The sequence below is a fragment of the Pandoraea bronchicola genome (assembly GCF_902459805.1).
Taxonomy (GTDB): domain Bacteria; phylum Pseudomonadota; class Gammaproteobacteria; order Burkholderiales; family Burkholderiaceae; genus Pandoraea; species Pandoraea bronchicola.
The window spans coordinates 1-22,990 of record NZ_CABPST010000014.1 but is presented as its reverse complement, the minus strand read 5'-3'; the positions used below and the strand labels follow the sequence as shown (position 1 = coordinate 22,990).

The window sequence follows — 22,990 nt, the reverse complement described above, 5'->3', positions numbered from 1 at the left end:
GTCACGTCATGAAGAAAATCGACATGCACGCCCACTTCTTCCCGCGCATCACGCAGGAGGAAGCGGCCCGTCTCGACCCTGCCACCGCGCCGTGGCTGCGCATCGACGAAGGCGGCGAGACCGGCAACATCATGCTCGACGACCGCGCCTTCCGTCCCGTCTACCGCGCATTGTGGGACCCCGCGCTGCGCGTCGAAGAACTCGACCGTCATGGCATCGACCTGCAAGTGGTCTGCGCCACGCCGATCATGTTCGGCTACCGCTACGACGGGCACGCCGTCATGGACTGGGTCCGCCGCATGAACGATCTGGCGGTGGAACATTGCGCTTATGCCCCGACGCGGCTCAAGCCGATGGCGCAGGTGCCGCTGCAGGATCTCGATCTGGCATGCGCGGAGGCGTCGCGCGCCAAGGCCTGTGGCCATATCGGCGTGCAGATCGGCAACCATCTTGGCAACAAAGATCTGGACGACGAACAGCTCGTGGCATTTTTGCGGCACTGCGGCAACGAACACATCCCCGTGCTCGTCCATCCGTGGGACATGATGACCGACGGCCGCATGAAGAAGTGGATGATGCCGTGGCTCGTGGCCATGCCCGCCGAGACGCAGCTCTCGATCCTCTCGCTGATTCTCTCGGGGGCGTTCGAGCGCCTGCCCCGCTCGCTCAAGCTGTGCTTCGCCCACGGCGGCGGCGCCTTCCCCTATCTGCTGGGCCGCGCCGAAAACGCATGGCATTGCCGCGACATCGTGCGCGCCGACAGCCCGCACCCGCCGTCCCATTATCTGGACCGCTTTTACGTAGACAGCGCCGTGTTCGACCCGCGGGCCTTGCGCCTGCTGATCGACACCATGGGCGTGGAGCGCATCATGCTCGGCTCGGACCACCCGTTCCCGCTCGGCGAACAGGACATCGGCCGTCTGGTAGCCGAACAGCCGGGTCTGGACGCCACCGCCCGGCACCGCATTCTGGCCGCGAACGCCCTCGAGTTCTTCGGCCTGTAACTGGTGCTTTCCCGAGGTGTTTTTGAAATTGCTTGCCTACGCAAAAGGCGTCGTTTAGGCTGGGCACTGAAATATTTGACGCTTAAACAATTTAACTAGCCTGACGCGCCTGGCCTGCCATGACCGACGTGAAGAAGCGGTCAAGTATCCCGGCGCGAGTCCATCCGCTGACAGTGTTTGCCAGTTCCGGCAACTTAGTTTGGAGACCATGATGACGGGAACGAAGACCACGCAACGCAAAGCCATCGCCGTACTGGGCGCCGTCGCCGCAGCAGCGGCACTGTTCGCCTCGAACGGTGCGCACGCTCAGGTGAAGATCGGCTTCATCGGCACGCTCTCCGGCCCGGGCGGCGCGCTCGGCCAGGATCAGTACGACGCCTTCATGCTCGCCATCGAGCAAAAAGGCGGCAAGTTGGGTGGCGTGCCCGTGCAGGTGATCAAGGAAGACGATCAGCTCAAGCCCGACGTGGGTGTGCAGGCTGCGCAGAAGCTGGTGGAGCGTGACAAGGTGCAGCTCATCACCGGTGTGACGTTCTCCAACGTGATGATGGCCATCCACAAGAACGTGACGAATGCGGGCGTGGTCATGGTCGGCTCGAACGCCGGTCCGACGCCGATCGCGGGCGAGCAGTGTTCGCCGAACTTCTTCTCGACCTCGTGGGACAACGACGAACTGCACGAGGCCGGCGGTCAGCTCTCGACCGACCTCGGCTACAAGAAGATGTACGTGATGGCCCCGAACTATCAGGCCGGACGCGACGCCGTGAACGGCTTCAAGCGCGACTACAAGGGCCAGATCGTCGACGAGGTGTACACGCAGGTCAACCAGCCCGATTACTCGGCGGAAATCGCCCAGTTGCAGGCCGCCAAGCCCGATGCCGTCTACGTGTTCTACCCGGGCGGCATGGGCGTGAACTTCGTCAAGCAATACCGCCAGGCCGGGCTGCTCGGCAAGATCCCGCTGATCTCCGTGTCGACCATCGACGGCTCGACCCTGCCCGCCCTGAAAGAGCAGGCCGTGGGCAGCATCACCAGCGCCCCGTACTCGCCTGACCTCGACAATGCGCAGAACAAGCAATTCGTCGCGGCCTTCCAGAAGAAATACAACCGTGTGCCGTCGATGTACGCCGCGCAGTCGTACGACGCCGCGAACCTGATCGACTCCGCCCTCACGAAGACCAAGGGCAGCGTGGCCGACCGGGAGGCCCTGCGCGCCGCGCTCAAGGCCGCCGACTTCGCGTCGGTGCGCGGATCGTTCAAGTTCGCCAGCAATCAGTTCCCGATCGCACCGTTCTACCGCGTGGATGTCGTGAAGGACGGCGGCGGTGCCGCGTTCGCGAACAAGGGAAAGATCGAGATCAAGACGCGCGCCAATCTGGCGTCGATGTGCAAGATCCGCTCATAAACCGTTCGCCGCCACTGTTCAACGTTGCAAGGCGGGGCATCGCGACCCCGCCATCTGTGATCCGTCGTTTGTGATGTGAGCCGCTGCGGCGGCAAGCCGGCACGATGACGTGCGGCTCGCCGCCCCGGCTCCCGGTGTTCCGCGCCGGTGAGCGCTGCCGTTGCACGACCCGGGCACGACCCGAGCACGACCCGAGCAATACCCAAGCACTACCTGAGCACTATCGAGGGTTTATGAAGCGCTACCGCAATTTCGACGAGGCCGAGCTGGACGTTCAGTACAACGCTCGCGCCACGACACCCAATATTCTGGACATTCTGGCGCAGTACGCTGCCGAGAGCGCGCAGGCCCGCGCGACCACGCCCTGCGTCCTCGATGTCGCCTACGGCGACCACCCCGACGAAACACTGGACATCTTCCCGGCGCCCGCGCCCGGCGCCCCCGTCTTCTTCTTCATTCACGGCGGCTACTGGCGCGCGCTCAACAAAAGCGACTCGAGCAACATGGCGCCAGCGTTCACGCGCGCCGGGGCCACCGTCGTCACCATCAACTATTCGCTTGCGCCCGGCGCCTCGCTCGACACCATCGTCGACCAGACGCGCCGCGCGCTGGCCTGGGTGCATCGCCACATCGGCGAACACCACGGCGATGCGCGCCGCATTCACGTGTGCGGAAGCTCCGCTGGCGGCCATCTCGCGGGCATGCTGCTCGCGCAGGGCTGGCACGCCCGGTACGGCGTGCCGGAAGACGTCATCGCCGGGGCCGCGCCGCTCTCGGGCCTGTTCGATCTCACGCCGATCCCGTTCACGCACATCAACGAATGGATGAAGCTGTCCGAAGACGACGCGCGCCGCAACAGTCCTCACTTCCATCTGCCGGTGCGCGGCTGCCCGATCGTGGTGTCGTACGGCGAGACCGAGACGGCCGAGTTCAAGCGGCAGAGCGACGACTATCTCGCCGCGTGGCGCGCTCAGGGCTTTGAAGGCGAGTACGTGCCGATGCCCGGCACCAATCACTTCGATATCGTGCTCACGCTGAACGACGCCGCCAGTCCGCTCACGCGAGCCATCTTCCGTCAGATGGGGCTGCCCGGGGAGGCGACATGAGCCTGACGCTCTTCATCATGCAGTGCCTGAACGGACTGCAACTCGGCGTACTGCTGTTCCTGATGGCTGCCGGCCTTACGCTGGTGTTCGGCATCATGAACTTCGTCAACCTCGCCCACGGATCGCTCTACATGATGGGGGCGTTCATCGCCGCCACCGTGTACAACCACACGGGCTCGTTCGCGCTCGCCGCGATCGCCATCATTCCCGCGATGCTGCTGCTCGGCCTGATCGTCGAATTCGTCGCGCTCAAGACGCTCTACGACCGCGATCACCTCGATCAGGTGCTGGCTACCTTCGGCCTGATCCTGTTCTTCAACGAACTGGCGCGCATGATCTGGGGGCCGTCGCCGTATTACATGGAAGTGCCCGAGTGGCTTTCCGGCACGGTGAATCTGTTCGGTCTGGCGTACCCGGCGTATCGCTTCCTCATCATCGTGGTGGGACTCGTGGTGGCGCTCGGCTGCTACCTGCTCATTCACCGCACGCGCATCGGCATGTTGATTCGTGCCGGGTCGACGCACCGTCAGATGGTCGGTGCCCTAGGCGTGAACATCGTGCTGCTCAACTCGCTGTTGTTCGGTCTCGGCGCGATTCTCGCGGGCATTGCCGGACTCATGGCCGGCCCCATCCTCTCGGTGCAGCCGGGGATGGGTGAGCCGATCCTGATTCTGACGATGGTCGTGATCGTGATCGGAGGCATCGGTTCGGTGCGTGGCGCGTTTCTCGCCGCGCTGATCGTCGGTGTGGTCGATACCGTGGGACGCACGGCGCTGCCCACGCTGCTGCGCAGTCTCATGGAACGCAGCACCGCCGACACCGCCGGGCCTGCGCTCGCCTCGATGCTCATCTACCTTGTGATGGCGGCAGTGCTTGCCGTGCGTCCACAAGGCCTCTTCCCGGTCAAACACGGTTGACGATGGAAATGAAACTGAATCTTCGCACCGCCGTGCCGTTGCTGTTGCTAGCCGTGCTGGCCCTGGTGCCCCTTTACGCGACGTTTGCCCAGCAACCGTTCTATCTCACCCTGTTCGGACGCATCGTGGTGTTCGCCATCGCGGCGGTCTCGCTCGATCTGATTCTCGGCTACGGCGGCATGGTCAGCTTTGGCCACGCGCTGTATCTCGGACTCGGCGCGTATGTCGTCGGCATCCTCAGCTATCACGGCGTGGACAACGGCTTCGTGCATCTCGGGGCCACGCTGCTGCTGTGCGCCATCGTCGGCGCCATCACCGGCCTGCTCTCGCTGCGCACGACCGGCATCGCATTCATCATGATCACGCTGGCGTTCGCGCAGATGTTCTACTTCCTCGCCGTCAGCCTGAAGCAATATGGCGGCGACGATGGCCTGCCAGTCTCCGCCGGCAGCCGCTTCGGCAGCGTAACGCTCGACGACCCGGCCGTTCTGTACTACACGGCGTTTGCCGTGCTGTGTCTGTGTGTGTGGGCGGGCCGCCGGCTGGTCGACGCGCGCTTCGGCATGGTGATTCGCGGATCGCGTCAGAACGACCGCCGCATGCGCGCGCTCGGTTACCCGACGCTGCGTTACAAACTCGTGGCTTACATCATCAGCGCCATGACCTGCGGTGTGGCGGGCATGCTCTACGCCAACCTCACGCACTTCGTCTCGCCGGCGTATATGGCGTGGACGGCGTCGGGCGAACTGATCGTGATGGTCGTGCTCGGCGGGCTGGGATCGTTCTTCGGTCCGGTGCTCGGCAGCGCCGCCATGCTGCTGATCGAGGAATGGCTCAAGGGCATGACGGAACACTGGATGATCATCTTCGGGCCGCTTATCGTCGTGGCAGTACTCGTCTCGCGACGCGGTCTGTACGGCCTGCTCGGCGACCTGCAAGTGCGGCTCTCCCGCCGTGCCGGCACCGTGGAGGGCAAAGCATGAGCCTGCTTCGAGTCGACCAACTGGTCAAACGCTATGGCGGGCTGACCGCTACCGATCACTTCTGCCTCGACGTCGCCCCCGGTGAGTTGCATGCCATCATCGGCCCGAACGGTGCGGGCAAAAGCACGCTCATCGGCCAACTGGCAGGTGAGTTGCGCTCCGATGAAGGCAGCATTCATTTCGACGGACGCGACATCACGGCCGTGCCGATCGAGCAGCGCGCCCGCTCGGGACTCGCGCGCTCTTACCAGATCACGTCCGTGTTCCGCGAATTCACTGCGCTGGAGAACGTGCTCGTGGCCGTGCAGGCGATGCAGGGGCATAGCTTCGGCTTCTGGCGCCCGGCCATTCGCGAAGCCGCGCTGGTCGAACCGGCGCGCGAAATTCTGGCGCGCACCGGCCTGGCCGCGCGCATGCATGTGCCCGCCAGCGCCCTCGCTCACGGCGAGCATCGTCAGCTCGAATTGGCCATGGCGCTCGCGGGCCGTCCGAAGCTGCTGCTGCTCGACGAACCGATGGCCGGCATGTCGCAGGCCGAGTCCGAACAGATGACGCACCTGCTCGCCGACCTCAAGGGCGATTACGCCATCGTGCTCGTGGAACACGATATGGACGCGGTCTTCGCACTCGCCGACCGCATCACCGTGCTCGTCTATGGCCGCGCCATCGCCTGCGGCAACGCCGACACCATCCGCAACGATGCGGGGGTGCGCGAAGCCTATCTCGGGGATGAAACCCGCAACGAAATGCTGGGAGCGACCGCATGAGCCCCTTGTTGTCTTTGTCCGGCGTCGAGTCGTTTTACGGCGCAAGTCAGGCGCTGTTCGGCATGCATCTGGAAATCGAGCGCGGCGCGTTCGTTACGCTGCTCGGCCGCAACGGCATGGGCAAGTCGACCACCGTCAAATCGATGACCGGCCTCATGCGCCCGGCTCGCGGCGAGATCGTGTTCGACGGACAGCCCGTGCATGCGAGTCCATCGCACCGTATCGCACGCGCCGGCATGGGGCTCGTTCCCGAGGGACGCCAGATATTCCCCACGCTGACCGTGCGCGAGAACCTCGTGGCCACGGCGGGCAATCGTCATGGCGCCAGTTCGCCGTGGACGCTCGAGCGCATCTACGGACTGTTTCCGCGTCTGCGCGAACGCGAGAAAAACCTCGGTAGCAATCTGTCCGGCGGCGAACAACAGATGCTCGCCATTGGCCGTGCACTGATGACGAATCCGAAATTACTCATTCTTGACGAAGCTACGGAGGGGCTGGCACCGCTCATTCGCGGTGAAATCTGGCAGTGCCTGAAGCAACTCAAAGGCAGCGGCCTGTCGATCCTTTGCATCGACAAGAATCTTGCCCCGATGCTCGAACTCGGCGACCGTCACTACATCGTCGACAAGGGCCGTGTGGCTTGGCAAGGCGACTCGCCGAGCCTGCGTCAGGCGCTGCCGGAATTGCAGGCTTATCTGGGCGTTTGAGGCGTACGCCACGCTGCGTACCTCACGTTTCTGCGTACACTCTACGGCACCTCGGACTACGAGGTGCGTAGTGCTCGATAGGTGTCAGACGCGAAAATCCGGTGTGTTTTGTGAAAGCACCCAGTGGAACTATGTGGTGCAATCGATTCCGCTTGATCGACTTCGCAAGCGCCTTCTTCTCACCACTTATCGACACCCGGGTAGGACTATGGCTTACTCCAATACGCCTTCGAATCCCTTCCGCTGGCTGCTATCGCAGGACACCGGTGCGCCGCAGCCCACCGAGCCGGCACACGTCAAGAACGGCCTTCCCGCTGATCTTCCGCTCAACATCAAGGAGCTACCTCGCACGCCGCTCCCCAAACTGGAGATATTTCCTGACGAGTTGCTGGCGCTGCGCAAGCATTTGGGCATGTCGCGCAATGTTTTCGCGCACTACTTGCGTACTAATCCGCGCACGCTGGAGAACTGGGAACAGGGACGCGCGCGTCCCAACGCTCAGGCCGCTTGCCTGATTCGACTCGTGCAACAAAATCCGGGGCTCGTCTCGTCGCTCGCTCGCCTCTGAAACGCACGACAAAAGGCGGCATGCCAAGACATCGGCATGCCGCCTTTTTTTGTTTCAGCACACCCAACAGCGCAGATAGCCGCTTACGGCTTGAGGCCGCAGACCTCGCGAAGACAGGCGACAAAACGCTCACAGGCCGGACTTGGCTGCTTGTCGGTGCGCAGTGAATAGCCCACATCGCCGAAGCTGCCCGGCATGGTATCGGCCAGCACCCGCAACAGCCCCGACTCGACAAACGGCGTAGCGGCAGCGCGCGGCATCAACGCTACACGCGGCGTCTCCAGCATCAGCCCGATATTGGTGAGTACGGAGAGCGATTCGACGACGTCCTCAGGCAGCGCGAGCCCCGCATCGTGAAACAACCGCTCGGCAGCCAATCGCGACGGCGACTCGGGCACCGGCAGAATCCACGCCCCCTCACGTAACACCGAGAGCGGCACGCGCTCGGGAGACTGCGTCCAGTGACGCTTGCCACCGACCACGCAGAGCGATTCGTTGAAAAGCACCTCGTGAGTCAGGGCAAAGGCGTTGGCGACCGGTAGCGCGCGCTCGGGCAGACGGCCCACGACGATATCCAGATCCCCGCTTGCCAGCGCCGGGAAGAGTTGCGCGGTGGTTGCTTCACGCACCGTGACAAGCACGCCCGGTGTGCGCGACTTGAGCATGGCGATCGTGCGCGGCAACAGATCGGCCGCGGCCGAGATGAGCGTGCCGACGATCACATGTCCGCTGGTGCCCGCGCTGAATGCATTGACCTCGTCCGTCAGATAGCGCAATTCCGCCATCAGCGACTTCACGCGATGACCGAGCAATTCGCCCAACTCCGTGGGTTGCATGCCGCGATTGCTGCGCACGAAGAGCGGCCCTTCGAAGCAGGCTTCCAACTCATGCACGATCTTGCTGACGGCCGGTTGCGTGAGACCGGTCTCGTTGGCGGCGCGCACGAGCGAGCCCGTCTCGAGCACGCGATCGAACACCTGAAGTTGATGGAATTTGAGCTTTCGCCCGAGATTAAGGGATGTCCAGGGAAGTGAGCGCATCGGTGTCCTGTTCAGACCACCGCCGCCGAGCCGGACGGCATGGCCGGGCCCGCTCCCTGCGGCACTGCGGCCGAGTCCGCTGGCTCGGCCGACAGGAAGGCGGCGACGAACTCTTCGAGCATGGCGACGTCGGGCAGCGACGCCGGATTGACATGATGATTGACGAGGCACCCGTCGAACGTGAGCACGAGCATGTCTACCAGGCGCGCACGCCGCACGCTGTCACGCGCAAGGCTGGGCGCACATGCCGCCAGCATGCTCGACAGGCGTTCGCGAAACCACTGCAACAGCGACGGATCGTAAGGATCGCCCGCGCTGACAGTCGCCAGCGCCTGCACCAGATTGTGCGAAAAACCGTTGTCGAGCCGTGGTATGCGGACCAAAAGACCGGCGAGCAGCGCACGCATTCGCGCGTGGGCGCCGTTTGCTGCCATGACTTCGGCTTCCAGCGCCGTGATGCACGCCTTGAACCATTTTTCGTAGACGCAGAAGAAGACTTGCAACTTCGCGGTGAAGTAGCTGTAGATATTCGCGTGCGAAATACCTGCACGCTTGGCAATCTGCACCATCGTGGTGTCGACGTAGCCCTTCTCCAGAAACAGGGCGTGCGACGCTTCGAGGATGGCCAGACGAATGTCTTCTTTCTTGACTTGTGGCATGGGTAAGCCTGCGCGGATAGGCCGAGCACCTCAATCGAAATTTCTCAACGTCCGCTGAAGCCGATACCGGGCGTCAGCGGGCACAGTATGCCAGCGCAAACGCAGCTTGCGGCGAAAACTACGCGCAAACACTCCCCCGGACTTTCCCGATATTTCAACGCATTCAACGCGGATTGCGATGACAGGCATCGCGTAATACGCCGAGTTCTCGCGTATTGAACGCACGCGAGCCCAAGTTGGCGTGTTCCAACGCCTCGCGCCCCCAATACTTCAAAATTGAACAATTTCGATGTCATGTTTTCACAGCATGTCCGCGACGAGGCGTCGTCGCTGCAGCCGTCGCTGCGTTCGTATATGAGAGCGAATACGCGAACGAATACGAACAATGCCTAGAGAGGACGCATTTTACGTACGCATTGTCAGCGCATTCCTACATTTGTTCGGAGTACGTCATAGATATTGCCCCCAGCGTGCACTGCAATAACCACGCGAGATCCCCGCCAGCAGGCGCCGCCAGCACCCATTACAAAGTCTTACAAGATCGGCCGACCCATCTGCCGCAACTTGCGTCCAACTTAAATCGATCCATGTGAATCGATGCATGGCGACGGGCGGGGCGAACACCGCTCTCACAAGGAGGTCATGATGAGAACGAATTTGACGAACCGTACATCGACGGCTGCCGCGAAGAGACGCATCGTCACGACAGCCGCCGCGACCGGTATGGCTGCGGCGCTGCTGTCGCTGGCCGGATGCGCGTATGAGGCGCCGCCCCAACCGCGCTTACCGTACCGAGGCAACGAAACGACGAATCCGGCGTATCGACCGGACTGCGGCCCGCCGCCCTATGCGGCCGGTACGCCATGCAGTCCGTACGCAGCGCCGCCGTCTCCGGCGCCGGCTACCGACGCCTATGGGCGCCCATACCCGCCAACTGACGGGTATGGCCGGCCATACCCGTCCGATGCCCAGGGCCGCCCGTACCCGCCTCCGCCGCCGCCCCCGGCATATCAGGAGACGTATCCGGCCAACGGGGCCGGCGCGCCGACGCCGGGTTCCGAAACCGCACACTGATTGCGCACTGATCGCGCTACGCGTGGCGCTTCGCCCTCGTACCGGACGCCACTGCCGTTATCGAATCTATCGAACCGCAGGCTGCGCCTTGTTGCCCGGCCAGCGCAGCACGGGGGCCCAACGCCCCCTGAAGGAGCTTTGCATCATGAAAATCGCACAACGCTGGACCTCGCACATTTCACATCTCTCGCGCGCTGCCGGCCCGATTCTCGCGGGGGTGGCCTTGGTGGGCACACTGGCCGGCTGCGGCAGCATGACGCCGCGCGAATCGCGTAATACGGCGGTCGGCGCCGGCGTCGGCGCACTTGGCGGCGCGCTCATCTCGGGCGGCGACCTCGGCACGACCGTGGGCGGTGCCGTCGTCGGCGGCGTGATCGGTAACGTCATTACGGACGACCGCCATCGCCGCTGATCGCTGTGAGCATCGTTCTCGGGCGGCATGCGCCTCACGTGGCATTGCGAACACGGGACACACGCCGCCGTCTTCGCTCAAGGAATAAGGAGAAGCGCGACATGACACACCAAGACACACTCCACCAACGTACGCTCCGGACACTCAAAACACGACGCCTCGGACGCCGGGCACTCGCCGCCTTCACCCTTTGCGCCGGGGCGGCCGCGCTATCGCTCGTCGCTATACCCGGCCATGCGCAGGGCAATCCGGTGAACGGCATCGTGCCGGCCACGCCGACATCCCCTGCCCCGGCAGCGGGCCCGGACTATGGCGACGCGGCTGACCAGAACGCCGCCCTCGGCCTGTACCTGCAACGCTCGTTCGATGCCATCGACACCAATCACGATGGCAAGATCGATCGCAATGAATGGATGGCCTATCAACGCAGCCAGTTGGAGGCACGGCGCGCGACGTTCGAGCGCTATTTCAAGGCGGCCGACAAGGATGGCGACGGCTATCTGAGCCGCGACGAGGTGGCCGCCGCCGAACCGTTCCTCCATCAGCATTTCGACGAGATCGACGTCAATCGCGACGGCAAGCTCTCGCCAGCCGAGATTCGCGCCTACTTCCGTCGCTACTATCAGGCGCGCGCACAGGCCGACGCCGCGACCACCAAGCCCTGAGCTATCGATCCCGATCCGGCCGCACAAACGAAAACGCCACGGCATGCCGTGGCGTTTTCGCTTTCCCTGCGGGTGCGCGGCCTGTCACCGCCACGCACACCGGGCACGCATTACACGTGGAAGAACTCGGCGATGATCGCAGCACCGAGGAACGTACCGGCGTTCGCGAGGAACGACACGACCACGATGCGCCAGCCGAGGCGGCGGAAGGCAGGCACGTCCTTGGCAACCGACAGACCTGCGTAGGTCAGCATCGGCGTGACCAGCGCGAGGAAGTTGATCTTGCCCGTGAACTGCTCGACGACCGGTGCAAACGGGAAGGCCGGCGACGTCAGGAACATGGCGATCAGCGACACCCAGCACACGGCCGGCACCTTGCGACGCGTGACGAAGTACAGCGCTTCGCCAACGATCACGGCACCGATGATGATGAGCATGCCCGGCACGCCGTCGAGGAACGGCGTCTTGAAGGCCATGCTGTTACCGATGAGCGCGAGCGTGCCCGAGAACACCCAGGCGAACAGGCGCGCACCGAAGTTCATCTCGACGGTATGCGCTTTGCTGGCTTGCTTGAGTTCCTTGGCGGCTTCGGCGTCTGCAATGGCGGCGGCTTCGGCATTGGCGCGGCCACGGCGGCTCATGCGGCCCAGCACCGGCTCCATCACGCGGTAGCCCCACACGGCGAGCGGCAGCGAGATGAACAGCGTGAAGTACGTGCCGATGGTCGTCGTGATCAGGTTCGATGCCGCGGCGAACGTGGCAACTTCCTTGGCGACTTCCGGCGTTTGCTGCGCAGCGATGGCACCGGCTGCAGCGGCCATCATCGAGCCCGAGCCCACGCCGGCGCCCATGGCGAGCGAATGCGGGTGGAACAGGTTCAGGCTGGCGACAAAACCGGCGAACAGCGAAATGAACACGGCACCGAAGATCGTGCCCGTCAGATACTCGGCCAGCACACCGCGGCCTTCGGGCGAGTCGAAGCCGTACTTTTCGCCGATGATGGCAAGGCTCGGCTCACGGCCGACCGAGAAGGTCGCGCCGATGGCTTCGCGCTTGATGCCGAGCATCAGGGCAACAGGCAGGCCCAGAATGATCGTGCCCACGAAGTGACCGAACTCCTGGAACACGAGCGCCCAGCCGGCGGCCACGAGCTTGGGCAGCGAGCCGCCCACGAGCAGACCCAGCTTTGCCACGAAGAGCAGCAGCGCCGGTTGCAGAATCGCGGCAGCCTTATGCTGCATCGGCAGGTCGATCTGTGCAAAACGCGGCAGACGCGACTGCGACAGGCCCAACGCCGCGCCGAGCAGCAACGCCCAGACCATCGGCAACAACACGATCTTGCCGTGTCCGGCCTTGATGCTGATCGCCCCGATCAGCTCCGCGACCACAAGAATTACGATTGCCCAAACATACAGGCGCACGCCATCGCTGAAGGCGCCCCCTTGCGGCTTTGCCGCGTTTTGTTCCATGACTGCCATCTGGGTCTCCACTGCACTTGCTATTGAACCGGTCCGGTGCCATCCGGTTGCCCGGAAAAGGCGCGAACATTTCGGTGGTTAAGGAAATTCGGCGCGTTGTCCACCCGGTCGCAAAACCTGCGGACTTCTCCCCTCATGACGCCCAAACGAGCGCCATATTGACACGCCTCGGTGACAGCAACAGCGTTCCGCGCCGAACCACCCGAGGGCGGCATTATACGCGGTCAAAATTGCCGTTTCGGCCCGTGATCTCGCAGGCTGAAACGGCCGCGTCCCGGACGGGGTCTCACGACCTTCGTCCGGCACACACATCACACTTTTACGACACGTTCCCGACGACAGAACGCATGATGGCAGCGCATTGGCGCAGATTGCCTTCGTCCGACGGGCGAACGGGATCAGACGTAGCCGAACGGGGTGGCCGGATTGGCTGCGGTCTCAACCCACACGCTCTTCGTCTGCGTGTACTCGTACAGCGCTTCCACACCGCTGGAGCGGCCGTAACCGCTGTGGTTGTAGCCCCCGAACGGCGACGCCACGTTGATAGTCTTGTAACCGTTGATCCAGAACGTGCCGGCGTTGACCTGCGCGGCCACGCGGTGCGCGCGCGCCACGTCCTGCGTCCACACGGCGCCCGCCAGACCGAATTCGCTGTCGTTGGCAATCGCCAGCGCTTCCTCTTCCGTGTCGAACGGGATCGCCACAACCACCGGGCCGAAGATTTCCGTGCGTGCCACGCCCATCGTATTGTTTGCGTCGGCCAGCACGGCCGGACGCACAAAGAAGCCGCCGTCGCTGCGCTGCTGCGAGCCGGCCGCCAGACGCGCGCCACCCTCGACGCCGGCGTCGATCATGTTCATCACATGTTGATACTGCGTGCGATTGCAGATCGGGCCAACTTCGGTGGTGTCGTCCAGTGGCTCGCCCACGCGAATCTTCTCCGCGCCGCGTGCCAGCATCTCGATCATCTGGTCGTACACGCCGCGCTGAACCAGCAGACGCGAGCCCGCTACGCAGCTTTGACCGGCGCTCGAGAAGATGGCTGCCTGGGCACCAAGACAGGCACGCTTCAGGTCGGCATCGTCGAACACAATGTTGGCGGACTTGCCGCCCAGCTCGAGCACGCTCGGCAGCAGGCGCTGCGCGGCGGCCGTGGCGATCTTGCTGCCCGTGGCCGGCGAGCCGACGAACACGACCTTCTTGATGACCGGATGCGAGATCGCGGCCTGACCGGTGGTGTGACCGAAGCCGGCGAGCACGTTGATGAGGCCGCGCGGCACGCCTGCCTGTTCGGCGAGCGCCGCCACCACGAGCGAGCTGGCGGGCGTGAGTTCCGACGGCTTGAGCAGCACGCCGTTGCCCATGGCGATGGCCGGGGCGAGTTGCCAGCCGCAGGTGAAGACCGGTGCATTCCACGGCGTGATCTGCAGCACCACGCCCATCGCTTCACGACGTGTGTAGTTCAGGTGCGTGCTCGGCACCGGGATGACGTCGCCGAAGAACTTGTCGGTCCAGCCGGCGTAGTACTCGAACATCTCGGCCACCTTGCCGACTTCGCCACGGCAATCGCGGATCGGCTTGCCTGCGCCGATCGATTCGAGTTGCGCGAGTGCCTCGGCGTTTTCGCGGATCTTGCTGCCGACGGCCTGCATCACGCGGCCGCGCGCCGCATGGGTCAGCGCCCACCAGGTCTTCTGTGCGGCTTGCGCGGCATCTGCGGCCTGTGCCACAACAGCGGCACCTGCGTCGCGGTAGGTCAGCACTGTCTGGCCGGTGGCCGGATTCACGATATCGATGGTTGCCTCACCCGCGCCTTCGACCAGTTCACCATTCACGAACGAGCCAATGGTGGTGGCGTTGGGGAAGAACTTTGCGAATGCGCCGAGCAAGGCGGCGGCTTGTTGGTCTGCCATGAGAAAACTCCGTGCGATGCGCCGTCGCGGGCGCATCGTGTCGTCAAACGAAAAGAGAAAGATCGAACGCGGATGCGTCGGGGCCGATTACTCGCGGCCCGGCTCGATGAACTGCACGATGCGGTTGAAGTCCTCGTCATCGCCCACCGTTGCAGCGCTCGCCGCCCACAGACGGCCGACTTCCGCCGAGAGCGGCCCCGTGGCGAGCGTGCCCGTCTGCTCCGCGAGCGCCATGGCCAGACGCACATCCTTACGCATGAGCTTCATCGTGAAGCCGGAGTCGAATGCGTCGTTGAGGATCCACGTCGGATAGTTGGTCTGCGTCACGCCACTGCGGCCCGAACCGGCATTCAGCCCCTCGAGCACCTGCTCGGGCGCGACACCTGCGGCCTTCGCCAGACGCATCGCTTCGCCCGCCACGACCAGATGGGCAGCACACATCAGGTTGTTGATGAGCTTGGTCACATGCCCCGCGCCCACGTCACCGATATGAACGCGCTTGGCCGACATGGCGGCGAGTACCGGTTCGACACGTGCGATGTCGTCCGCCGAGCCGCCCAGCACCATCGTGAGCGCGCCGTTGAGTGCGCCCTTCGGGCCGCCGGAGACCGGTGCGTCGACCAGGGCAATGCCCTTCTCGCGCAGCGTGGCAGCCAATGCGCGCGTGCTTTCGGGGTCGGCCGTCGACGTGTCGACAACGATCAGACCTTCGCGACCGTTCGCGGCAATGCCGTCGGCACCGTTCACCACGGCCTCGACAACTTGCGACGTCGGCAGCGACAGCACCAGTGCGTCGGCTTCGCGGGCGAGGTCGGCGACCGAAGCCCGCAGGCCGATGCCGGCGTCGGCCAGGGCGCTGCCAGCGGCCGGCGACGGATCGAAACCAAGCACCGTGAAACCGCCGCGCTGCAACGACAGCGCCATGCCGCGTCCCATATTGCCCAGTCCGACCACTCCGATGATTTTCATGTTGACTCCAGATTAACTGCGAGGATGACGCCGCCCCCACGGGCGACGCCGCGTTGCTCCGCCGGCCGGGGATCCGGCCGCCGCTTGGAAACTTCAGGGAATTTCAGTGCGGGTGGTTGACGAACTCCAGCACCACATTGCCCGCAAATTCGGGCTCCACCACCAGCCCATGCTCGTTGTAGCCGTAGGGCACGCCGTGTTCGCGCCACAGCGCCTCGACGTGCGCCAGATCCGGCGCCAGCAGCGTGATCGCCACGGCGTGCGTGCGTGTGGCCTGCGCCATCGGCAATCCCACCGCCGCATAACGGGCTTCGGCGCGTTGTGGCGACAGCGCAAGCAAGTGCCCGCAGCCGGTGTCGGCCACCGCTCCGCCGTCATATAGATCGACGTGACGTGCACCGTACATCTGCTGCCAGCGTGTCGCGAGCCCGCGCAGGGAAGCGGTATCCGGCGTCACGTAAGTCACGCCGATGATGTTGGTCGCGCCGTTCGCGTGCGTCTGCCACTCGGGCACCCAGATCAACTCGGGCCGATGCTGATGACAGATGAAGTTCGACGCATCACCCAGCGAGTCGTCGATGAACAAGCCTAGCGAGACGACGGCCTCGTCGGGGGCGCCGTCCGGTTTGCGCATGGTGCGGCGAAAATCGAGGATGCCTTGCGTCTGAAGCCCGGTCTGCACGAGACGCGAGTGGTCCGCGCGGGCATCCTTGCTGTGAAGCGCGACGAGCGACACGCCCTCTTCGCGCGCCAGAAAGCTGCCGAGATAGCGTCCGAAACAAAAGTCGCCGATCGCGTTCGTGCCGAACTTGCGGGCGTCGTTCACGCCGATCAATTCGATGAAGTTATCGCCCAACATCATGAGCGATGTCACCGTGCCCCACGGGTGATATGACACCGGCGACGCAGAGAAGCCCATGCGCTCGTAATGCGCCAGCCGCCGCGGATGGTCATGCACGGTGACCAGCGGATGATCGATGCCGAATCGCGTGTTGCGCGGAGGAATCATCTGGTGTCTCCGATAGGGATCGGTGGCGGTCCGGACGGCCCGAGGGGCCCTTCGCCCTGCTATGCCGATGTCACGGCCGGTGGCCATGAAAATGGCGCGGAATCGGACCACCTCCACCGGGCCTCGCCTGGGTTCGTTGCACGGCAGAGGGGCCGATCCGCATGTTTTGCAGTGTGAATTGAAAAAAAACCACGCTCAATGACAACGCTTGAAGATTTTTGTTCTAATAATTAGTCTTTAGGCTATGACACCTGCCATCACTGAAAGCCGCCTGCCGTATCTGTACGAGGCCGTCCAATGCGGCACCGTGCGCGCCGCCGCCGACCGGCTCGACATCGCCCCGTCCGCCGTCAGCCGTCAGATCGCCTTGCTGGAGGCCGAACTGGCGTTGCCGCTCATCGAACGCCACAAGCGCGGCGTCCACCTGACGCAGGCCGGCCGGCTACTCATGGAGTATTACCGGGAGCAGCGCGCGCACCAGGAGGACTTGCTTGCCAAGCTGCAGGAAGTGCGTGGGCTGCGACGCGGCCATATCCGGCTGGCCGTCGGCGAGGGGTTTGTCAGCGATCTGATGGGGGCCCCGCTACAGTACTTCTGCAAGCGCTACCCCGATATCACCCTGACGCTCGATCTGGCAGGGACCAACGAGGTCATGCGGCTCGTGGCCGAAGACGACGCGGACATCGGACTTGTCTACAACCCGCCGGCCGAGCCCAAGATCGTCTCTCGCGCGCAGATGCGCCAGCCGGTGCACGCGATCGTGGCGCCCGGCTCGTCGCTCGTCGACCGGTTGGATAGCGCGGGGGCGCTTCGGCTCGATGCGCTCTACGACGTACCGCTCGCCCTCATGCATGGGGCTTATGGCACGCGTCAACTGATGGAACTGGCCGAGCAATCGGAAAAGCATCGGCTCGTGCCAACGGTCACGACCAACTCGATTTCCGTGCTCAAGCATTTCGTGCGCGCCGGACTGGGCGCGACATTTCTGCCCGCGTTTGCGGTGTCGCAGGAAATCGAGGCCGGCGTACTGCGTGCGTTGCCGGTCGATCATCCGATTCTCAACAACGCCGAGGCACACCTCGTCACCCGCGCGGGCCGGCGGCTGTCCGGCGCTGCAAACCGGTTGCTGACCCATCTGGCCAGCAAGATGGAGGCCTTCGGCGCGCGGGACTGACACGGCCGGCTGAAGCGCGGCGCGAATTCGCCTCGCCGACCGGGCCGTTTCGGTTGTTGGCGCGCAACAATCGGGGTACTAAGCCATTCCCCGATGTTGCATGCCGGGGAATTCGGCTATAAAGGAGCCATTCGGGCGATGGGCGTGCGTTGCGTCGCACTACAAGACATGCGATGCAGTGCTTGTCCCTCGCCAGCCGATCCCGGTCGCACGGCACCGCGCGAGTATTTCTGCACGCACGCCACGCTGTCGCAGACCCTACGCCAGTGGACTGCCATGACAACGATCTCTGACGACCAGAGCGTGACGGCATCACTTGCAACCGCCCGCATTTCCTCATGCGGCGCCCGTTGCGCAGGCGGTCCCGCTCGCCAATTTCTCGTCACTCGTAACGAAATTTCAGGCTTTCCCGCCGACATCCCGTATCGCCCCCGCTCGGGCACTGCGCGACGATGGCGGACATAACCACGCAAGGATGGCACGGGGCAAAACGCAACCTGGGGAGCAGACCATGAAAAAGAAGCTCATTGCAGCAAGCCTGCTTTGCAGCATCGGCACGTTTGCACATGCGCAATCGAGTGTGCAACTTTATGGCCGCGTGGATGGCGGCTTTCAGTTCATGAACAATCTGCAGGACGGTAACGGCGGCACCGCATCGCGCTGGAGTGCGCAAGGCGGCGACTATGGCACCAGCCTTTTCGGCCTGCGCGGCTACGAAGATCTCGGGCAGGGTTTGCATGCGGTATTCAATCTGGAAGGCGGGTTCCAGTTGATGAACGGCTACAACAACAATGGCTCAGGATCGATTTTCGACCGGCGCGCGCTGGTCGGCTTCAACTCCCGTTCGTGGGGCCAATTGACGATCGGTCGCAACCTGTTCATCAGTAATGGGGTCTGGGACTTCGATCCGTTCCAGCAGCAGGCCTTCTCCTCGGCGTCGCTCGTGCGAGGGCGTAATTGGCCGCAGGCGAGCAACACCGTCAACTATCAGAGCCCGAACTGGTACGGCTTCGATGTCGCGGGCCAGTATGCGTTCTCGAACATCGCAGGCCAGTTCAACAGCAGCCGCGGCATGGGAGCGCAATTGACGTACACGCATGACCGGTTCCAGTTGCGTGCGTTGTACGACGAAATTCGCGACGCCAACGGGCGCTTCACCGATGTCTTCGCCACGTCGCGCGAGTATTTCGCCGGTGCGAACGTATTCCTCAACCGCTTCACGATTTCATTGGGCTATACGCATATGTCGGCCCCGGATGCACCGGCGCCCGACTTCGCGACGCGTGCCGATCACTACTGGGCAGGCGTGAAGTATCAGGCGACGCAGGCCTGGGCGGCGAATGCAGCGGTCTATCACGTGAACGTACCGGGCGGCTTCGGCCACGCCACGATGTTCGAACTGGGCACGACGTACAACCTGTCGAAGCGCACGTTCCTGTATGGCACAGTCGCCTACGTGAAGAACAGCGCAAATCAGAGCTTTTCGGTGGCGGCCATTCCGAGCGACTCGCTCGATAATCCCCCCGCAGGGAAGAGCCAGACCGGTGCCTATATCGGCGTGTCGCACTCGTTCTGATCGCGCGGCGTACGCGCGAACCGGCAAGACGAAAAAAAGCCGTCCGGCGTAATGCCGGACGGCTTTTCCTTTACTGCGACTGCGGGTACTACTGCCGTTACTACTTCTGCGACTACTGCGACTACTACGACTACTACTGCCGTTACTGCTACTGCAACTGCCTCGCGAATTTGGTGTCGTCGCATACCGGCACCTCTCACACCTGGATTACCAGACGTACTTGAGCGAACCGGCCACGCCGGCTTGCGTTTGACCTTGGCGAAGGCTGCCGTTCACGCCACCGCGCAACGAGAGCTTCTTGCCGAGTTTCACATCGATGCCGGCTTCCGCGCTCAGAATGTCGCGGCCGAGCTTGTTACCCGTGACCGTCATCGTGCCGGCGTTTGCCGCGTTGGCGAGGGCAACGTCCATCGACGGTGCGGCATGCGCCAGTTCACGCTCGTAAGCGATACGCAGCGACGGCGTGACGCTGTGCGACTCGTCGCCAAACTCCTTCCACAGACGTGCGCCAATACCCACTCGCGCCGAGTTGAAGTGGCTGCCGTCAACCTTGAGACCGGCGTCACCGCTTTCGGTGAAGCCCTTCACCGAGGTGTTCGACACCTTGAGCGTGATGCTCGGATCGATATTCACGGCACGCGTAACGATGTGCTTGCCGAACTGCGCGAAGCCGCCGATGGTCGTGGCGCTCGTCTTGCCGCTCAGACCGTAAACCTCACCGCCGAGTTTGGCCGCGCGTTGGCTCTTGATGCTGTGTGCGCTGTACGACACACCGCCGTTCGCGAACCAGCCGTCGACTTCATGTGCGCCGTAAAGACCGACGCTGTACGTGCTCACCTTTGACGAGGCGTTCTGGCTGTTCTCGCCATTGGCATCGACGCTCGCATCGCCGTAGCCAACGGCCACACCGACTCGCGTGTTGTTCTTCTTGGCATCGACCCCCGCCACCATACCGGCACCGCGCACCGAGAAGCCCGCGATGTCGCCGCGTCCCTGACCGGTCGTCTGACCGCCCATGGCTTGCGCCCAAGTGGAGATGCCGCTGGCTGCCGAGCCGATGTCCGTCGGCTGCATGAACGCGTCGTCGCCCGACACGCGGTCTTGCATGCCCTTGCGGAAAAGTTCGGCGTTCTGTTGAGCCGCGTTGGCCATTTGCGTCAGGACGACACCCGAAGCCATGGCTTGCTCTGCCGAAAAAGCAGGTTGCGTCAACGTTTCCGTCTGTTCCACCGGCAGTTCAACAGCAACAGGTTCTTCAGTGTCGACGTTGGCGTCCGAGGGATCGGAATCCGTCGTGGTGACTTCATCGGGATCGGCGCCATCGCCCTCGTTGCCCTTCGATTCGTCGAGTTCCGTTTCCAACTTTTCGATGACGTTGGTCAGCGTTTCGCGGGTCGTCGCTTTTTCCTCGTCAGTTGCGTGCTCACTCGTCTCGACGATCTTGGCGATCTCTTCTGCGCCCTTCTTGATATCGCTGGTCTTGTCGTCAAGCCATTTCCGCCAATCGTTGCTCGAGTCGGCGGTCAGAACCACGGCAGACGTTTCCTCGGCCACCGATGCCGTCGCCGTCGCCGGGACCTCGTTGACGCTTGCGACCGCAGGCGCGGGCATATCGAGCGTCGACACGATCTCGGCCATCGGCTCCTTGGCGATGATCGGCTCGATCATCTGCTTGGCCTTCAACAATTCGAGATTACGCTTGGCTTTTGCGATGTCGTGATCCAACTGCTTCAGAAACTCCGGCTTGTTGAGTTCCGTTTCCATCTTGGCATTGTTCTCTTTACCGAGCGCGATGGCGCTGTCGATACGCGAGAAGAAGTCGTCAACCGAGATGCCAGACGCGTCGATGAACGTGGTCTCTGCCTTAGTCTTCGCGGGCAGTTGCCGCGTGGCACCCGTGGTCAACTCGCTTGCGGTGTTATGCCATACCGTGCGCACCGCGTCGGCCTTCTCTTGAACCAGATACTCGTGAGCGGCCTGGGTTGCCTCGCGGGCTGTCGTGGCTTTCACGAGGTTCGTGCGCGCCTTGTCGAGGTTCTTCTCGGCCCGATCGAGTCCACGCTGGAACAAGTTGGTCTCTGCTTTCAGCACAGCATCGCTGGCATCCATCAGCGCCTTCTTCTGCTTGCTCTCAACCATGAGCGCCATCGACAGTTCGGCCTGCTTGTCGGCAGCATTCGCCAGCACGTGGCGTGCGCGCTCGACCGACGGCACCGCCTGCTTGGCTGCCGCGCCAGCAAATCGCTTCCAGTTCTTCTCTGCAGCGCTCGTCTCAGAGACCATCTCCGTTGCCGCATTGGCGCTCACCATACCGCCGCCTGTCAGTGCAACAGCTGCGGCACCGGCGATAGCCGTGCGGCGCACGCGAGCAGCCAGCGTGTCGTTGGTGGAATTGATACCCGTGTCGGCGTTGATATGGTTTGCATTCATGTGCTACGTCCCTCTTCAATTCGTGATTGGCAAATATCGAATTTCAATCCGCAAGTTGCGTTGCATTCGATGAGTGACACGAATCGTAGGACGTGATTAACGTATTAACGGTCTTTAGGGCGGGGCATTGGGAAATTACTCACCAAAAACACCGCTCTTGGGACATATCCCATGAAAATTACAGCGAAAACCCCTACGAACAAAACGATACAAGGTGATATTCGACATAAAATACGAGAACAACAGGATTTAGCACTCAAAACTGCAGGCAGCCGGAGGACCCAACGCAACGCAAAGTGCGCGCCTTCCCCCGTGGGGGAACCCGTCACTCGACATTGATTTTTTGGCAATTCGATTCAATCGGCGTCTCAAATGCAAAAGCCCCCGTTACCGATAAGTAACGGGGGCTTCGACCCAATGCTATTCATTCGATGACGCATCGATCAGGACTGTCCGATGCGCCACTCAGATCCCCTTGGGAAGCGATCCGCGCTTTCCCCTCGCGAGGAAAACGTCCTGCCGACTGCCTTAGAAGCGATACTTCGCCGAGATACCACCGCCCAGCGCGCTCTCACCCTTGCGCACGCTCACGTTGCCGCCCACGCGCACTTCCAGTTGCTTCTTGACCTGCATGTCGACGCCCAGATCCGCCGTGAAGATGTCGCGGCCCAGCTTCGGACCCTTCACCGTGAAATTGCTCGGCGCGCCGTAGATCGCGTTCGTCAGGCTGCTCTGCGTGTTGCCGAACTCGTGCTCGTACGACAGGCGCAGCGACGGGGCCAACTTGCCGCCCGCAATGCTCGCCACTTCACTCCACAGACGCACACCAACCACACCGCGCGTCGACGTCTGCGACTGCGATCCCACCTTCAGGCCGTCGTTGCCTTGCCCGTCGCGGTTCGCCTCATCAAACGCATTCAGACGCGTCGATGCCACACGCACGCCCACCGACGGATCAACGTTCACGCCCGACACGTCAAAGCGCTTGCCCACCTCACCGAACATGCCGAACGTCTGACCGCTCGTCTTGCCCGTCAGGCGTGCCGACGCGTTACGCGCAGCCACCGTGCGATCCGTCTTCACGCTGTGATTCGTGTACGACACACCGCCGTTGACGAACCAGCTCGTGTCCGT

The 22,990-nt window shown here is 63.2% G+C and carries 20 protein-coding genes; 12 read left to right on the top strand and 8 right to left on the bottom strand.

What is annotated here, in order from left to right; translation table 11 throughout:
- The first annotated feature begins 8 nt into the window (after nt 1–8).
- The 8 genes from PBR20603_RS20695 (at nt 9) to PBR20603_RS20660 (ending at nt 7,457) form a co-directional block, all read left to right on the top strand.
- Nucleotides 9–1,004, top strand: coding sequence for an amidohydrolase family protein (locus PBR20603_RS20695; protein WP_150561340.1), 996 nt, complete (start codon nt 9–11; stop codon nt 1,002–1,004).
- A 211-nt stretch (nt 1,005–1,215) separates the two neighbouring features.
- On the top strand, nt 1,216–2,409 hold the full coding sequence (locus PBR20603_RS20690; protein ID WP_150561437.1) for an ABC transporter substrate-binding protein: 1,194 nt from the start codon (nt 1,216–1,218) through the stop codon (nt 2,407–2,409).
- Nucleotides 2,410–2,642: 233 nt separating this feature from the next.
- Nucleotides 2,643–3,515 (top strand): alpha/beta hydrolase, encoded by an 873-nt coding sequence (locus PBR20603_RS20685; protein ID WP_150561339.1) that lies wholly within the window; start codon nt 2,643–2,645, stop codon nt 3,513–3,515.
- Nucleotides 3,512–4,432, top strand: a complete 921-nt coding sequence (locus PBR20603_RS20680) for a branched-chain amino acid ABC transporter permease (RefSeq protein ID WP_150561338.1) — start codon at nt 3,512–3,514, stop codon at nt 4,430–4,432. The genes PBR20603_RS20685 and PBR20603_RS20680 overlap by 4 nt, the downstream gene beginning before the upstream one ends.
- 8 nt (nt 4,433–4,440) lie before the next feature.
- A complete protein-coding gene (locus tag PBR20603_RS20675) occupies nt 4,441–5,415 on the top strand; it encodes a branched-chain amino acid ABC transporter permease (protein ID WP_150561337.1) in 975 nt (324 codons plus the stop codon).
- The gene (locus tag PBR20603_RS20670) at nt 5,412–6,182 is read left to right on the top strand and encodes an ABC transporter ATP-binding protein (RefSeq protein WP_150561336.1); all 771 of its coding nucleotides are present in this window, start codon (nt 5,412–5,414) and stop codon (nt 6,180–6,182) included. Before PBR20603_RS20675 ends, PBR20603_RS20670 begins: the two co-directional genes overlap by 4 nt.
- Nucleotides 6,179–6,889, top strand: coding sequence for an ABC transporter ATP-binding protein (locus tag PBR20603_RS20665; RefSeq protein WP_150561335.1), 711 nt, complete (start codon nt 6,179–6,181; stop codon nt 6,887–6,889). The genes PBR20603_RS20670 and PBR20603_RS20665 overlap by 4 nt, the downstream gene beginning before the upstream one ends.
- Nucleotides 6,890–7,097: 208 nt before the next feature.
- On the top strand, nt 7,098–7,457 hold the full coding sequence (locus PBR20603_RS20660; RefSeq protein WP_010805833.1) for a helix-turn-helix domain-containing protein: 360 nt from the start codon (nt 7,098–7,100) through the stop codon (nt 7,455–7,457).
- 83 nt (nt 7,458–7,540) lie between these two features.
- Here PBR20603_RS20660 and PBR20603_RS20655 read toward each other — a convergent pair whose 3' ends face one another.
- Together PBR20603_RS20655 and PBR20603_RS20650 are read right to left on the bottom strand one after the other, a co-directional pair.
- Nucleotides 7,541–8,497, bottom strand: a complete 957-nt coding sequence (locus PBR20603_RS20655) for a LysR substrate-binding domain-containing protein (RefSeq protein ID WP_150561334.1) — start codon at nt 8,495–8,497, stop codon at nt 7,541–7,543.
- Between the two features lie 11 nt (nt 8,498–8,508).
- The gene (locus PBR20603_RS20650) at nt 8,509–9,156 is read right to left on the bottom strand and encodes a TetR/AcrR family transcriptional regulator (RefSeq protein ID WP_150561333.1); all 648 of its coding nucleotides are present in this window, start codon (nt 9,154–9,156) and stop codon (nt 8,509–8,511) included.
- A gap of 1,219 nt (nt 9,157–10,375) precedes the next feature.
- Here PBR20603_RS20650 and PBR20603_RS20645 point away from each other — a divergent pair.
- Together PBR20603_RS20645 and PBR20603_RS20640 are read left to right on the top strand one after the other, a co-directional pair.
- A complete protein-coding gene (locus PBR20603_RS20645) occupies nt 10,376–10,642 on the top strand; it encodes a glycine zipper 2TM domain-containing protein (RefSeq protein ID WP_150561332.1) in 267 nt (88 codons plus the stop codon).
- A 101-nt stretch (nt 10,643–10,743) separates the two neighbouring features.
- The gene (locus tag PBR20603_RS20640) at nt 10,744–11,307 is read left to right on the top strand and encodes an EF-hand domain-containing protein (RefSeq protein WP_150561436.1); all 564 of its coding nucleotides are present in this window, start codon (nt 10,744–10,746) and stop codon (nt 11,305–11,307) included.
- 110 nt (nt 11,308–11,417) lie between these two features.
- Here PBR20603_RS20640 and PBR20603_RS20635 read toward each other — a convergent pair whose 3' ends face one another.
- From PBR20603_RS20635 to PBR20603_RS20620, 4 genes are all read right to left on the bottom strand, one after another.
- Nucleotides 11,418–12,785: a DUF3100 domain-containing protein gene (locus tag PBR20603_RS20635; RefSeq protein WP_150561331.1), complete on the bottom strand. Its 1,368-nt coding sequence runs from the start codon at nt 12,783–12,785 to the stop codon at nt 11,418–11,420.
- A gap of 398 nt (nt 12,786–13,183) precedes the next feature.
- A complete protein-coding gene (locus PBR20603_RS20630; RefSeq protein WP_150561330.1) occupies nt 13,184–14,698 on the bottom strand; it encodes an aldehyde dehydrogenase family protein in 1,515 nt (504 codons plus the stop codon).
- Nucleotides 14,699–14,785: 87 nt separating this feature from the next.
- The gene (locus PBR20603_RS20625; protein ID WP_150561329.1) at nt 14,786–15,667 is read right to left on the bottom strand and encodes an NAD(P)-dependent oxidoreductase; all 882 of its coding nucleotides are present in this window, start codon (nt 15,665–15,667) and stop codon (nt 14,786–14,788) included.
- Between the two features lie 103 nt (nt 15,668–15,770).
- On the bottom strand, nt 15,771–16,676 hold the full coding sequence (locus tag PBR20603_RS20620) for a VOC family protein (RefSeq protein ID WP_150561328.1): 906 nt from the start codon (nt 16,674–16,676) through the stop codon (nt 15,771–15,773).
- Between the two features lie 244 nt (nt 16,677–16,920).
- On the opposite strand from PBR20603_RS20620, the gene PBR20603_RS20615 reads away from it, so the two are divergent.
- The gene (locus PBR20603_RS20615; protein WP_150561327.1) at nt 16,921–17,850 is read left to right on the top strand and encodes a LysR family transcriptional regulator; all 930 of its coding nucleotides are present in this window, start codon (nt 16,921–16,923) and stop codon (nt 17,848–17,850) included.
- 511 nt (nt 17,851–18,361) lie between these two features.
- Complete coding sequence (locus PBR20603_RS20610; RefSeq protein WP_150561326.1) at nt 18,362–19,426, top strand: porin; 1,065 nt, start codon at nt 18,362–18,364, stop codon at nt 19,424–19,426.
- Nucleotides 19,427–19,633: 207 nt separating this feature from the next.
- Here PBR20603_RS20610 and PBR20603_RS20605 read toward each other — a convergent pair whose 3' ends face one another.
- Both PBR20603_RS20605 and PBR20603_RS20600 read right to left on the bottom strand, forming a co-directional pair.
- Nucleotides 19,634–21,856, bottom strand: coding sequence for an autotransporter domain-containing protein (locus tag PBR20603_RS20605; RefSeq protein ID WP_150561325.1), 2,223 nt, complete (start codon nt 21,854–21,856; stop codon nt 19,634–19,636).
- 528 nt (nt 21,857–22,384) lie between these two features.
- Nucleotides 22,385–22,990, bottom strand: a 606-nt coding sequence (locus tag PBR20603_RS20600; RefSeq protein ID WP_150561324.1) for an autotransporter outer membrane beta-barrel domain-containing protein, incomplete at its 5' end; no start/stop codon positions are given.